Here is a 13,967-nt window from a genome sequence, read left to right on the forward strand (position 1 = left end):
GAGGGAGAAACTTCATGCCTATTATTTTAGAAAAAGGTCAAAAGATCGATTTAACGAAAGGACAACCAAAAGTAGCAAAACTACAGGTTGGCTTAGGCTGGGATCCAATTGGGCAATCAGGTGGATTTCTGTCTTCATTATTTGGAAGTAAACCAAATGTAGATTGTGATGCATCTGTTGTTATGTTAGAAGGAGATCGTTTTTTAAACAAAAATGATTTAGTTTACTTCGGAAATAAACTTTCTACTTGTGGTAGTATTATTCATTCAGGAGATAATTTAACAGGCGAAGGCGCTGGTGATGACGAAACAATTTTCGTAGAATTACATAAAGTTCCGAGCCGTATTAATCGTTTAGTATTCGTTGTAAATATTTATGACTGTGTAAATCGTCGTCAAGATTTCGGGATGATTCGTAATGCATATATTCGTATTCAAAATCCGCAAACTGGTGAAGAATTAGCGCGCTATAATTTATCGGATAATTATGCTGGCAAAACGACTCTAATTGCAGGTGAAATGTATCGTCACGGAAGTGAATGGAAATTCTCAGCAGTTGGAGAAGGAACACAAGATAAAAACTTAAGTGAGATTGTATCACGTTATCAATAAAATAAACCGAGGAGGAATTGTATATGGCATCAATTTCATTGAAAAAAGGACAAAAGGTAGACTTAACAAAAACGAATCCAGGTCTTTCAAAAGTTCTTGTAGGACTTGGTTGGGATACGAATCGTTATGATGGACAAAATGATTTCGATTTAGATGTTAGTATTTTCTTAGTAGGTGCTAACGGTAAAGTTTCAGGTGCAGAGGATTTCGTCTTCTATAATAACCCAAAAGGTGCAAATGGTGCTGTCGAGCATTTAGGAGATAACCGAACTGGCGAAGGTGAAGGCGATGACGAATCGATTAAAGTAGATTTAAAAAATGTACCTGCACATATCGAACGTATTTGCTTCACAATCACAATTTACGATGGAGAAGGACGCAGCCAAAACTTCGGACAAGTTTCTAACTCTTTCGTACGTATTTTAGATGAAGAAAAGAATGCAGAATTAATTCGTTACGATTTAGGAGAAGATTTCTCTATTGAAACAGCGGTAGTAGTAGGTGAACTATACCGTCATGCAGGTGAATGGAAGTTCAATGCAATCGGAAGTGGATTCCAAGGTGGATTAGCGTCTCTATGTAATAATTTCGGTTTAGATGTAGAGTAATAGATTGATATATCCATCGATAAAACAGATGTTTACTGATGGATATATTTTTTAAGATTAAAATATAGAGGTGAATATAAATGGTTATTCAATTGCAAAAAGGACAGAAGATTGATTTAGGTAAGACAAGCCCTGGTTTAACAAAAGCAGTAATTGGTCTTGGGTGGGATATTAAATCTTACGACGGTGGATCAGATTTCGATTTAGATGCATCAGCATTCCTATTAGATGCGAACGGAAAATGTACGAAGGAAACTGATTTTATCTTCTATAATAATTTACAGTCTCCTTGTGGATCTGTTCTACATACAGGAGATAACCGCACAGGTGAAGGTGAAGGTGACGATGAGCAACTTGTTGTAGATTTGAAGAAAGTTCCAGCAGATGTGCACAAAATTGCTATTACAGTTACGATTTATGATGCAGAAGGCCGTAGTCAAAACTTTGGACAAGTAGGAAATGCGTTCGTTCGTTTAGCGAATGAAGAAACGAATGAAGAAGTTCTTCGTTTTGATTTAGGGGAAGATTTCTCCATCGAAACAGCAGTTGTCTTTTGTGAATTATACCGTCATAATGGACAGTGGAAGTTTAATGCAGTAGGAAGTGGATTCCAAGGTGGTTTAGGTGCGCTTGTAAGAGCGTATGGCTTGGATGCATAGAAAGGAAACGACATTCGTTTCCTTTTTTTGACCTTTCTATAAATCTAGCAAAGAATAGGGGATATAGGTAAGATGAGTATTTTGCAAGGAATCCTTGATACGTATGCTCAGTTTTTTGACTTGGACATGTGGATTAAAGTGTTGCAGGATCCAGTATCTTGGGGATTAATTGGTACACTTGTTGTACTTGAAGGGTTGTTATCTGCTGATAACGCACTTGTATTAGCAGTAATGGTAAAACACCTTCCGGAAGAGAAACGTAAAAAAGCATTATTCTATGGACTTATTGGAGCTTATGTATTCCGCTTTATTGCGATTGGAATCGGAATGTTCTTAATTAAATTATGGTGGGTAAAACTTCTTGGTGCACTTTACCTTGCTTGGTTATCAGTAAAATACTTTATTGATAAGCGTAAAGGTGCAAGTGAAGAAGACGAAGCTCACGGTATGAATCAAAATAGTATTCTCTTTAGAATGTTCGGTGTCTTCTGGGGAACAGTTGCGATGGTTGAATTAATGGATATCGCGTTCTCTGTAGATAGCGTACTTGCTGCATTTGGTGTATCTAATGAAGTTTGGATTCTATTATTAGGCGGAATGCTCGGTATTTTAATGATGCGTGGTATCGCTGGTGTATTCTTAAAATTGTTAGAGCGTATTCCAGAGCTTGAAACAACAGCATATATTTTAATCTTAATTATCGCATCGAAAATGCTATTGTCTCTAATTGATATTCATATTAGTCATACACTGTTCTTCATTATTTTAGTTGTAGCATTTGGAGCAACATTTATAATTCACTATATGAAGAATTCTGGACAAGCTAAAGAAGAAGTTGCAGCTACTAAAGAAGACAATAAATAATTGAAATGGGTTTGCTCGTTTTGCGAGCGCCCATTTTTTATAACCAAAAATAGTTTATAATATAAGAAGGACTTAGAAAAAACGTAAATGTTTTTGGAGGTGAACTGTTGTGTTTTCACGTTTTACACTTCAACCATATGCATTAAAAGATGAATCAGATTTAAAGCAATTTGAAATGCTTTTAGAAAAACGTCCACAATATGAGCTGACAGAGAATGAGATGAAATTTAGTTATATAGCATGTCGAATCCTTGGCGTTCCTAATGATGTAGATGAATATTTTAATGAATTGTTTGATTATAGTGAAGCGAAAGGAATCGAAGTTTTACACGAACAAAATTTAAACAAAGTGATTGATTCAGAAAAGCTTCGTCATATTCAAGAAGTGTTCGGATTACATCAAGAAGCACCCAATGGTCTGACAGTAAATAGGTTAGTTGCACACTTATCTGGGAAACAACTTTTACCGAAAGTAGACAATCCTGATTTACAGCATTACATACATACGACGTTTATTTCACTATTGAAATTATATGAGAAGCAACATAATCAGTCGTTAAAGACAGAAGGCTTCCGTCGTTTCTTAATCGACATAATTAAACTAAGTGAAAATTACGTAGCGAAGTGGTTTTCTACGATTAATTATAAGAAACAAATGCCGCGTATCGTTTGGTATGGTGATGCACAGGAAAGCCGTATATATTTCTTATATTTTCTTATTATGCTCGGTTGTGATGTGCTTTATTATCACCCCGAAGGAAAAGATGGATTTGAAAATATTGATGAAGAGGGAAGAACTTTTGTTGTATCTCATTCAAGTCGCATTTCGCTTGAACCGTTCCCTGATCGTCGACGTGAGCGTGTTGCAACAGTAGCATATCAAGCTTCGAAAGAAATTGAACAAGTACTTCACCACGATAATTCACTATTATATAAACCGTGGCAATTCCGTTCGTATACACCTGTAGCACGTACGTTAAAAACGACATATGATGAACTCTTTTTAATTACGAAAGAAAAGGCATTTGTACGTCCAACATTCTTTGTTGAAAATAAACATATTTATATCCCTTCTTTATTTGCGAAAATATCAGGTGTTTCAAAAAATGATAAAGAATATTTTCAACGATTAAAGGCTGTTACATCATTTGATAATAGTTTACTAATTAATACATTCCCATTTACGAAAGAGCAAAAAGCAAACTTCCAATATCATTATCGAGATGCATTGGACCGAGCTGGGAAATTACATCCTGATTTAATTATGAATAGCCATTGGTGGCCGCATAAGCGTTTACCGGAAGGTTTACAACATGGGATTGCAGAGGCGATTATCCATACGTGCGAAAGTGAAATGTGTAAACCAATTGCAAAAGAGACGAAACAAGATGTAGCGCTATATGTTTTCGCACAACTTTCTCAAATACCACCGAATATTTTAGAACAGCTTGAGAAATTTGATTATTCACAAGATGTACCAAAAATTGTTATATTTAATAATGAGAAGAGTGGAGAATTAACTCGTTCTGACGCTGTTTTATTACTATTTTTAAATCAAATAGGAGTAGATGTATTCCACTTCAATCCAACAGGAAGAAACGATATTGAACCGTATGTTGAAGCGGGAGCATTTGATTCTCATTGGCTTGAAGAAGTTAATTTCGATCTTGAGTTTCATGGTTCATCAGCCTATAAAAATTTATCACAAACAATAAAAGGACTATTTCGTCCATTTTTATAAGGAAAGGGAGAATACCATATGAATAACCCAGTCGTACTAGATTCGAAAACTGAATTGAATGAGCAAACCGCACAAGATGTTCGCTTGCAACTTAGACAAGATGCAGATGTGCAACGTATTTATAATGCAGTAGATATTAAAGACCAACTGGAATTAATTGAACTTGGAAAAGAACCTTCTATGGAAATTTCACGTTTTGCTGATCAAATTTTACATACAATGTCATTATCAAAAATAGAAGATTCTGGTGAATTGTTAAAGCAACTTGGTAAAATTATGGACAGATTTGATAGTAAAGACTTTGCGGAAGAGAAAAGTGGTTTCTTCTCACGTATGTTCAAAAAAGCGGATAAAATGATTGAACAAATCTTTAGCAAGTATCAAACGATGGGCCGTGAAATTGATAAAGTGTATGTCGAAATTACGAAGTATCAAGATGAAATGAAAAAATCAATTGGTACGTTAGATGGTTTATATGAGCAAAACTTAAAATATTATTTAGACTTAGAAAAATACGTAGTAGCAGGAGAAATGTTGTTAGAGCGTTTAAATACAGAGTTAGTTCCGATGTATGAAGAGCGCGTGCGTAATAATGATCAATTAGCAGGTATTGAATTAGAGTCGCTTAAAAACTCGGTTGAAATTTTAGAGCAACGTATTGATGATTTAGAAAAAGCTCGTATGGTTGCGTTACTTACAGCACCACAAATTCGTATGATTCAACGTGGTAATAATAAATTAATTGGTAAAATCAATACAGCATTTATTACGACGATTCCTATCTTTAAAAATGGTATCATTCAAGCGGTAAATGCCAAACGTCAAAAGCTTGTTGCAGATTCTATGGCTGAACTTGATCGCCGTACAAATGAATTACTTAAGAAAAATGCACAAAATATCGCAACGCAAAGTGTAGAAGTAGCGAGATTATCGGGTTCTTCTAGTATTAAGATGGAAACACTTGAGGAAACTTGGAACATTATTTCAAGAGGTATGCAAGAAACACAACAAATTGAAGAGCAAAACAAACGTGAGCGTGAAGAAAGCCGTAAGCGTATGGCTACATTAACAGAGAATATCAAAAAAGAATTACAAGGGTAAATGAAAAGGCAATGAGGAATAGTCCTCATTGCCTTTTAGTTTTTCTTCACTAATTTAATGATTTCATTCACAACAAGCGGAATGATACTTAATAAGAGAACAAATCCCCAATCTCGCATCGTTAATGCATGTACACCGAATATATTTGCAAGGGGCGGGATGGAGATGATACAAACTTGCATAAGAACACCGATAAGGAGGGAGAAGACTAAATATTTATTTGTAAAGATCCCAATTGAAAAAATCGATTTTGTTCTTGAACGCAAGTTAAATGAATGAACGAGCTGAGAAAAACTAAGAACGACAAATGCCATCGTTTGAGCATGTAATAGAGCATCGTCATCAATTTGCTCTGGGAAAAGAGGGAATAAATTTGTATCTCCAGTATAGAATTTTGCTCCGGCGATAAAAGCTATTAGCGTTAAAAGTCCAATGACAACTCCATTGAAAATTAGGAAAGGAACGCTGCCGCTAAATAAGCTTTCTTTCGCATGTCGTGGTTTTTCCTTCATCACATCTGGGTCTTCAGGATCAACCCCAAGTGATAATGCAGGCAGTGTATCTGTAATTAAATTCACCCACAAAATGTGAATAGGTCGTAGTGGTGTCGCCCAGCCGAGTAAAATGGCTAAAAATAAAGCGATAATTTCTCCGAAGTTACAAGAGAGTAGGAAGAGAATTGATTTTTTTATGTTGCGATAAATATTTCTACCTTCTTCAACGGCTTTCACGATAGATGAGAAATTATCATCTGTTAACACGACATCTGCTGCCCCTTTTGCAACGTCTGTTCCTGTAATGCCCATCGCTACGCCAACATCAGCTTGCTTTAAAGATGGTGCATCATTGACACCATCACCAGTCATAGAAACGATATTTCCTTTTGCGCGTAATGCCTTTACAATTTTCACTTTATGCTCTGGAGAGACTCTAGCGAATACATTTAAATGATTAATTTTGTTAGCTAGTTCTGTATCAGAAATGTTATCTAATTCAGTTCCAATCATAATTTCCGATATTTCTTCAGCAATGCCAAGTTCTTTGGCAATTGCAAAGGCGGTATCTTTATGGTCACCAGTAATCATAACTGTGCGAATACCGGCTTTTTTACATTCTTTAATTGAATCTTTCACTTCAGTTCGTGGTGGATCAATCATACCGACAAGACCAATAAAGATAAGATTTTCTTCAAGATGATTTATATCCACATCGTTTGAATCGTATTGTTTAAATGCGAATGAAAGTACTCTTAAAGCTTCTTGAGACATTGATCCGGCAGCTTCTAATATTTGATTTTTATCAGAATCAGTTAAAATCTCGATTTTGCCGTTTTTAAAAATATGGGTACATCGAGGTAAGAGTTTATCAATAGCGCCTTTCGTCATGCTATAGTAACTTTCATTGTACATATGTACGGTTGACATCATTTTACGATCTGAATCAAAAGGTACTTCGTTAACACGTTCATGTATTTTTTCTAAATGATCTTTTTGCATGTTAAAAGTGGTTCCAGCAACGAGAAGTGCAATTTCAGTCGGGTCTCCCGTTTGTGATTCGTTATTGTAAGACGCATCATTACATAGCACCATATTTTCTAACAATAGACGTTGCGCATCATTATTTACATTTAAACTTTCTAAGCGATCGTATGTGTTATCACTATAAAAGTGAGTAACGGTCATTTTATTTTGCGTTAACGTACCTGTTTTATCTGAACAAATAATTGTGACAGAACCGAGGGCTTCAACAGCTGGTAGTTTCCGAATGATAACGTTTTGTTTAATCATACGTTGCACACCAATTGCAAGAACGATGGAAACGATAGCTGGCAAGCCTTCTGGAATAGCTGCAACAGCTAAACTAATAGCAGTCATAAACATTTCTAATGTATCCCGGCCTTGTAAAAAACCGATGAGAAACATAACGATACAAATAGCTACAGCGACAAAGCCTAAATATTTTCCAACTTGTGCTAAGCTTTTTTGAAGTGGTGTCATATCATCGTCTGCTTCATGTAAAAGGGTAGCAATCTTACCAATTTGTGAGTTCATCCCAGTTTCAACAGCAACACCGACGCCTCTTCCGTATGTTACAAGAGTAGACATAAATGCCATGTTTTTTTGGTCGCCGAGTGGTACTTGCTCATCACTTTGCATGGAAGGGTGGTAGATTGCATCTTTATCAACAGGGACAGATTCACCAGTTAGAGCAGATTCTTCAACTTTTAAATTTGCGGTTTCGATAAGGCGTAAATCGCATGGGATATATCGTCCGGCGTCGAGCATAACGATATCCCCTGGAACGACGTGCTCAGATGGAATTTCTTTTAGTTCACCATTTCTCTTGACGATAGCTTTAGGTGTTGCCATCTTTTTCAATGCCTCTAAAGCTTGTTCTGCTTTCGATTCTTGGACAACACCGATAACAGCATTTAAAACTACAACGAGCGCGATAATACTGGCATCCGCCCATTCACCTACAAAGGCAGAAATAAGGGCAGCAATAATAAGGACATATACGAGGACGTCATTAATTTGGGCGAAAATACGCTGCCATAAAGTGCGTTTTTGTTTTGTAGCTAATTCATTAGAACCGTATTGCTTTAAACGTTCACTTACAATCTCATCTGTTAAACCGTGTTGTTCGTTTGTTTCTAGGTCAATTAATGTTTGATTTTTCGTCTTACTGTACCAATTGCTCATAAGTAAGCACCTCCAGTAAAAACAGTTAGCAATGGTAGTGTTGCTATTATTTGTGAGTAGTATGTATGGAGAAAAAATCTAAGATGAGGTTCTACTTCTATTGTACAATATTTTACAGTTGGTTGAGGGAAAGAGATGAGTTGTCATGAATTTGTTGGAAATAAAAAAGAGCCTCATATAAGAGAGGCTTTTTTACTTTTTAATTAATGTACCTAATTCTTCTGTAATAGCTTGCATTTCACTAATGCTGAATGTTTCACGTTTCATAACATGATCATAAATGTCACGTAAATCTTCGTACATTTCTTCGTTAAAACTAGCAGCTCTCATCGCTCCAGCATTAACCATACGTAATTTTTCTTTAATAGCTTCGACCATATATTCAACGTTTTCTTCTGACTTTACGGATAAATCCACCGAAGTGTCCCCCTTTAAAATAACATAAGGCTATCTTAACATTTTTTATCATTTTCGTTAATGAATCTTTTCAATCCCATTAAATTAGTAGGGATTTCCTTTATATTCACTAATTGGTTGTTTATACTATAAGTATATATAAACAAATGCACCAAGAAAGGAAGAAACAAAAATATGGTTCAAGTATTGTTTGTTTGTCTTGGGAACATTTGCCGTTCTCCGATGGCAGAAGCGATTTTTCGAGATCTTGTCGTAAAAGAGGGGCTTAAAGAGAAAATTGTCATTGATTCTGCAGGAACTGGAGATTGGCATGTTGGCCATCCGCCACATAAAGGAACACAAAAAATTTTAAAAGAAAATGCAGTCACTTTTGAAGGAATTAAAGCAAGGCAAGTAGAAAAAGAAGACTTAACAAAGTTTGATTATATTATTGCCATGGACAACAAGAATATAGCAGATTTAAAAAGTTTAGGTAAAACTGGAGGCTATATTGGTAGGCTGTCCGACTTTGTTCCAGACGGTGGCTGGACAGACGTTCCTGACCCTTACTATACAGGGAATTTCCAAGAAGTATATGACCTTGTAACAGAAGGGTGTGCAAAGCTATTAGCTTTCATTCGAAATGAACAAGGAATATGAGGAAGCTTAGAAAGAAATACTTTCTAACATAAGAAATGAAAGGGTGAAGGAATATGGCAAAGAAAAATAATATTGCTCGAAACATTGCGATTGGTGTAGCGGCAGGTGTAGCTGTATCCATGTTAAAGAAAGAAAACCGTGAAAAAGTAAAAAATACAGCAGAAAAAGCAAAAACAAAGATGATTGAAATTGGTGAAAATGCAAAGATCAAAGAAAAAGTGCAAACTGTTACAGATAAAGGACGCGAACTTGCTGATTTCAATGTGGTAAAAGCGAAAGTAGCAGAAATTAAAAAATTAACGCCATCTGTTGTAGAGACGTTAAAAGAAACGAAAGAAATTTTTAGTAAGAAAAAAGTTGAGCCAGAAGAAAAGCCAGAAACGATTGAAATTCAAGCTGTATCTCCAAAGGTAGATGAGCTAAAAGCAGAAGAAGAGCCAGTAGTTGCTGAAGATGGTGGTATGAAAGAAGCGCGTGAATTATTTATGAAAGACTCAAATGCAGTGGAAAAAAAAACTGAAGCGTACATTGAGTTAAAGCAAGATAAAGAAGAGAAGAAAAGCGTTTAAACATATATGAGAAAAATTTTAGAAAAGGTGAGAAGAAATCGTACTTATTCGTTTGGTAAAGATTTATATGACCGGACGATGCGCGATGATGTAGCGGGCTTGGCAGCACAGCTCGCTTATTTCTTCTTGCTTGCGATTTTTCCTGGGCTCGTTTTCTTAATTACGCTTCTTGGATTTATTCCCATTCAAACAGAGGATGTGCTTAGTTTATTAGAGGTTTATGTACCAGATGATGCAATGAACTTAATTGAGGTAAATGTAGATAAAGTTGTAAACCAGCAAAATGGTGGTTTATTATCATTTGGTTTATTATCCATGTTATGGTTTGCCTCAAATGGTGTTAATGCGGTTATGAATGCTTTTAACCGCGCTTATGACGTGAAAGAAACACGTTCTTTTATTACAACAAGAGCGTTATCAATTGTGTTTACATTAGCTATTATTTTTATGATTGTCTTTGCGTTAATTGTTCCGGTATTCGGACAAGTTATTGGAGCAGCAGTGTTTAAAGCACTCGGTTTATCAGATAGTTTTTCTTTCGTATGGAGCATTACACGATTAGTAGCGAGTTTCTTCGTGCTATTTGCTTTGTTTAGTTTCTTATATACATTTGCCCCAGATCGAAAGTTAAAAAGAAGAGAAGTTATTTCAGGGGCGTTATTTGCTACTGTAGGATGGATTGTGGTATCGTACTCATTTGCTTATTATGTAGATAAGTTTGCGAATTACGCCAATACATATGGTGGTCTCGGTGGTATTATTATTTTAATGTTATGGTTTTACTTAACTGGATGGGTAATTTTACTTGGCGGTGAAATTAATGGTTTACTCCACCATTATAGAACGGGTGACAATAATTCCCGTAATGAAAAATGACCTCTTGTTCCATAATAATAGGGAATAGGGGGGATATTTCATGAGTAATAATAAAAAGAATCACAACAATAAAAATAACAATAAACAAAAGAGCAGTTCGCATCCTAAGCATAAAACGAGTAGTAGTGCGAACGGACATAATAGCTACCATTAAAAAAAACGGGTCCTCTATGAGTGAAGTGACCCCCGAAAAGGGGACACCAATCAAAACACCTAAACCACTTGTTCCCTAAATTCTTTAGGGGATAGGTGGTTTAATTTTTCTTGAATTCGCACACAATTGTAGTAATGAATGTATTCTAGCACAATCTTTTGCACAGTTGTGTTGGATACTTTTGTTATCTCTTGTGAATAGAAGGCTTCACTTTTTAAATGACCAAAGAAGCTTTCCATGACGGCATTATCATGGCAATTTCCTCTCCGGGACATGCTGGTGATCATGCCGTTTTCTTTGGCATACGCTTGAAATTCTTTTGCTGTATAAATACTTCCTTGATCTGAGTGAAGAAGGACATCTTTTACTTTTCGCCCTCTCATTGCTTGTTTTAATGTCTTCATCGCTAATGTCAGTGTTTGTGATTCGCTGATGACACAACTAATAATTTCACGATTAAAGGCATCCATAATCGTTGATAAATACAAGGTACGCTCTCCAAATAAGAGATACGTCACATCCGTAAACCACTTTTCATTTGGTCTGGATGCATCGAATTGGCGCTCCAATCGATGAGGGGATACCATTGGCTCCGTACCATTGATATATTTCTTTTTCTTTCGACGTACTTTTGAAAGAATGTGATTTTGTCTCATGATTCGTAATACTTTTTTATGATTGACACACAGTCCCATTTTTCGAAGAGTAGCGGTCACTCTTCGATATCCATACCGGAATTTATGCCTAAGACAAACGTCCTTTACTTTCTCTTCTATACCATCTTTCAAATCTTCCGTTCGTTGTAACCAACGATAAAATGTGGAACGGGGTAATTCTAATACGTTACACAATTCTTTTACCGTTATTTTTGTTTTTACATTTTCCCATAAAGCAACTACAGTTTCTGGTTTCAGCCCCTTTCGATTTCCAGATACTTTCCCCATACAAGTAATTTTGTTTTTAGATGTTTATTTTCTAAACGTATCTGTTCTAATTCACTGAGCTCTTTTGGTCCTTTTCCATAAGAATATTGTTTTCCTACAGGTTGTTGAAAACGATACGTTTGATCTGTACGATACCATTTCATCCATGTCTTAATTTGGGAAACATTTTTAATTCCGAGTTTCTCCATAATTGTACGATTTGAGTAGCCGTCTTTCTTCATTTCAATCACTTTCCACTTTGTTTCTTCTGGGTAATGAACTCTTGTCTTCAAACGAAAAACACCTCCAATGAATTTGCATACTTAGTATGCGAATTCAGGAGGTGTTTTTTTCATGTACCACTATTCGGGTTCACTTCAAAGTGGATAGTTTTTTATTTACTTAATTGCTTCATGAACTTTTAGTTGTTTCCCTTTAATCGTTGTAGTCTTCATGACTTTCAAGACAAGTGGTCCTTTTCCATTTAATATTTCAACGTAAGAAACGTTATCTTGTATCGTAATAATACCTATATCTTCTGCTGTAACACCTTTAATTTTAGCAATTGTACCGACGAAATCTATCGCCCTAATTTTCTTTTTCTTCCCGCCATTAAAGTACAGCTTCATAATGCCTTTGTTGATGTCTGCATTTTTATCTTTCTTTATAATTGGTTTAGCATGTATCTTTTCTTCAAATGCAGCTTTCTCTTTCATAACTTCTTCTTTTGAGGGTCCAATCGCCTTTGGAATTTCAAATCCAATATACTCCTCAATCTCTTCTAAAAATCTATTTTCATATGGTGTTATAAATGTAATAGCTTTTCCACTATTTCCAGCTCGTCCCGTTCTTCCGGTACGATGTACATAGCTTTCTTTTTCAAGTGGAATATCATAATTAATAACATGTGTAATATTATCAATATCTATTCCTCTCGCAGCTACATCTGTTGCTACTAAATAACGGAATTTTCCTTTTCTAAAATCATCCATGACTTCAAAACGATCTTCTTGTACCATACCACCATGTATTTTGTCACAAGGATAGTTAGCTCGTTTTAATTGTCTATATACATGATCTACATTTTCTTGTGTACGACAGAAAATAATACAGCTATCAGGATTCTCAATCGTTGTTACATCTTTAAGTAGTGAAAGCTTCTCATCTTCTATCACCTCAAAAAGAGTATGTTCAATTTTATCCGTCGTAATCCCAGCTGCTTTAATTTCAATATGAGTTGGTGAATTCATATATGTACGAGACAATTTCTCAACATCTTCTGGAAGTGTTGCTGAAAATAACATTGTCATTCTTTTTGTAGGTAATTCATCAATAATTGCCTCTACTTGATCGATAAAGCCCATATTTAGCATCTCATCTGCTTCATCAATAACTAAATACTTCAAGCACTCTAAAGAAAGGGTACCCTTCTCAATATGATCCAACACACGACCAGGAGTCCCAACTACAATATGTGTCTTTTGCTTTAATTCTAATTTTTGACGTGCAAATGGAGATTTCCCATAAACTGCCGCAGCCTTAATCCTTTTGAATCGACCTATATTTGTAATATCTTCTTTTACCTGTACTGCAAGCTCTCTCGTTGGTGCTAAAACTAATGCTTGTGGTTTATTCTCTTCCCACTCCACCATTTCACAAAGTGGAATACCAAATGAAGCGGTTTTTCCACTTCCAGTCTGGGACTTCACAACAAGATCCTTCTTTTGTAATGCAACTGGAATAACCTCACCTTGTACTTCTGTTGGATGATCATATCCTAACCCAGTAAGTGCCCTTACAATTTCCTTACTTAATTTATAATTAGAAAAACTTTTTTTACTCATATATTAACCTCATTTTATTCTGTATTATTTTCTTTTTTATCTTTTGTATACGTTACTATCACCCTACTTATTATACTTGAAACCTCACATAAAAGGTGAATCATGCCAGATTCATCTTTTTATATAGAAATAAACCTTTTCATTTCATATATTGTTCAACTACTTGATAACATCTTTTGCTCGTATTGTTAGCATTAACCTTTTCATAGTATCCTATATCCACTCAAAAAAATAAAAAGAATACATACAACCTTGTGTA

13 protein-coding genes are annotated in these 13,967 nt (G+C 35.5%); 9 read left to right on the forward strand and 4 right to left on the reverse strand.

The window, feature by feature from the left end; all coding sequences use genetic code 11:
• Positions 1–14: 14 nt before the first annotated feature.
• The 6 genes from F3I02_RS18835 (at position 15) to F3I02_RS18860 (ending at position 5,584) form a co-directional block, all read left to right on the forward strand.
• Entirely contained in the window at positions 15–611 is a 597-nt protein-coding gene (locus F3I02_RS18835; RefSeq protein ID WP_001121586.1) for a TerD family protein, read from the forward strand.
• A gap of 23 nt (positions 612–634) precedes the next feature.
• A complete protein-coding gene (locus F3I02_RS18840; protein WP_000146731.1) occupies positions 635–1,219 on the forward strand; it encodes a TerD family protein in 585 nt (194 codons plus the stop codon).
• A gap of 80 nt (positions 1,220–1,299) precedes the next feature.
• Positions 1,300–1,878 carry a TerD family protein gene (locus F3I02_RS18845; protein WP_000236649.1) on the forward strand — a complete coding sequence of 193 codons (579 nt, stop codon included), beginning with the start codon at positions 1,300–1,302 and terminating at the stop codon, positions 1,876–1,878.
• A gap of 72 nt (positions 1,879–1,950) precedes the next feature.
• Positions 1,951–2,742 carry a TerC family protein gene (locus tag F3I02_RS18850; RefSeq protein WP_000025705.1) on the forward strand — a complete coding sequence of 264 codons (792 nt, stop codon included), beginning with the start codon at positions 1,951–1,953 and terminating at the stop codon, positions 2,740–2,742.
• Between the two features lie 109 nt (positions 2,743–2,851).
• Complete coding sequence (locus F3I02_RS18855; RefSeq protein WP_000492849.1) at positions 2,852–4,483, forward strand: YceG family protein; 1,632 nt, start codon at positions 2,852–2,854, stop codon at positions 4,481–4,483.
• Between the two features lie 18 nt (positions 4,484–4,501).
• Positions 4,502–5,584 (forward strand): toxic anion resistance protein, encoded by a 1,083-nt coding sequence (locus F3I02_RS18860; protein ID WP_001064413.1) that lies wholly within the window; start codon positions 4,502–4,504, stop codon positions 5,582–5,584.
• Between the two features lie 35 nt (positions 5,585–5,619).
• Here the strand turns inward: F3I02_RS18860 and F3I02_RS18865 are convergent, their stop codons facing one another.
• Positions 5,620–8,286 carry a cation-translocating P-type ATPase gene (locus F3I02_RS18865; RefSeq protein ID WP_000073734.1) on the reverse strand — a complete coding sequence of 889 codons (2,667 nt, stop codon included), beginning with the start codon at positions 8,284–8,286 and terminating at the stop codon, positions 5,620–5,622.
• Between the two features lie 192 nt (positions 8,287–8,478).
• A complete protein-coding gene (locus F3I02_RS18870) occupies positions 8,479–8,703 on the reverse strand; it encodes a DUF1128 domain-containing protein (protein ID WP_000366196.1) in 225 nt (74 codons plus the stop codon).
• A 174-nt stretch (positions 8,704–8,877) separates the two neighbouring features.
• On the opposite strand from F3I02_RS18870, the gene F3I02_RS18875 reads away from it, so the two are divergent.
• The 3 genes from F3I02_RS18875 to F3I02_RS18885 are packed head-to-tail and all read left to right on the forward strand — an operon-like array spanning position 8,878 to position 10,787.
• The gene (locus tag F3I02_RS18875; protein WP_000250913.1) at positions 8,878–9,342 is read left to right on the forward strand and encodes a low molecular weight protein-tyrosine-phosphatase; all 465 of its coding nucleotides are present in this window, start codon (positions 8,878–8,880) and stop codon (positions 9,340–9,342) included.
• 53 nt (positions 9,343–9,395) lie between these two features.
• Positions 9,396–9,911 (forward strand): DUF4075 domain-containing protein, encoded by a 516-nt coding sequence (locus F3I02_RS18880; RefSeq protein ID WP_001085388.1) that lies wholly within the window; start codon positions 9,396–9,398, stop codon positions 9,909–9,911.
• Between the two features lie 6 nt (positions 9,912–9,917).
• A complete protein-coding gene (locus F3I02_RS18885; RefSeq protein WP_001226537.1) occupies positions 9,918–10,787 on the forward strand; it encodes a YihY/virulence factor BrkB family protein in 870 nt (289 codons plus the stop codon).
• Positions 10,788–11,000: 213 nt separating this feature from the next.
• On the opposite strand, the gene F3I02_RS18890 is transcribed toward F3I02_RS18885, so the two are convergent.
• Together F3I02_RS18890 and F3I02_RS18895 are read right to left on the reverse strand one after the other, a co-directional pair.
• Positions 11,001–12,157 (reverse strand): IS3 family transposase gene (locus F3I02_RS18890; protein WP_196477871.1). Its coding sequence is split into 2 segments (ribosomal slippage): positions 11,001–11,905 and positions 11,905–12,157, totalling 1,158 coding nucleotides; the frame shifts between segments, so codons are not numbered across the junction.
• Between the two features lie 105 nt (positions 12,158–12,262).
• Entirely contained in the window at positions 12,263–13,708 is a 1,446-nt protein-coding gene (locus tag F3I02_RS18895; RefSeq protein WP_000039366.1) for a DEAD/DEAH box helicase, read from the reverse strand.
• Between the last annotated feature and the right edge of the window lie 259 nt (positions 13,709–13,967).

The organism is Bacillus sp. SRB3LM, from assembly GCF_015712745.1.
GTDB classification, from domain to species: Bacteria; Bacillota; Bacilli; order Bacillales; family Bacillaceae_G; genus Bacillus_A; species Bacillus_A thuringiensis_K.

What these genes read in the sequence shown, in the direction of transcription:
- F3I02_RS18895 (WP_000039366.1), bottom strand. Translation starts at nt 13,708, where the DNA reads ATGAGTAAAAAAAGTTTTTCTAATTATAAATTAAGTAAGGAAATTGTA.
- F3I02_RS18875 (WP_000250913.1), top strand. Translation starts at nt 8,878, where the DNA reads ATGGTTCAAGTATTGTTTGTTTGTCTTGGGAACATTTGCCGTTCTCCG.
- F3I02_RS18860 (WP_001064413.1), top strand. Translation starts at nt 4,502, where the DNA reads ATGAATAACCCAGTCGTACTAGATTCGAAAACTGAATTGAATGAGCAA.
- F3I02_RS18840 (WP_000146731.1), top strand. Translation starts at nt 635, where the DNA reads ATGGCATCAATTTCATTGAAAAAAGGACAAAAGGTAGACTTAACAAAA.
- F3I02_RS18850 (WP_000025705.1), top strand. Translation starts at nt 1,951, where the DNA reads ATGAGTATTTTGCAAGGAATCCTTGATACGTATGCTCAGTTTTTTGAC.
- F3I02_RS18835 (WP_001121586.1), top strand. Translation starts at nt 15, where the DNA reads ATGCCTATTATTTTAGAAAAAGGTCAAAAGATCGATTTAACGAAAGGA.
- F3I02_RS18880 (WP_001085388.1), top strand. Translation starts at nt 9,396, where the DNA reads ATGGCAAAGAAAAATAATATTGCTCGAAACATTGCGATTGGTGTAGCG.
- F3I02_RS18885 (WP_001226537.1), top strand. Translation starts at nt 9,918, where the DNA reads ATGAGAAAAATTTTAGAAAAGGTGAGAAGAAATCGTACTTATTCGTTT.
- F3I02_RS18845 (WP_000236649.1), top strand. Translation starts at nt 1,300, where the DNA reads ATGGTTATTCAATTGCAAAAAGGACAGAAGATTGATTTAGGTAAGACA.
- F3I02_RS18865 (WP_000073734.1), bottom strand. Translation starts at nt 8,286, where the DNA reads ATGAGCAATTGGTACAGTAAGACGAAAAATCAAACATTAATTGACCTA.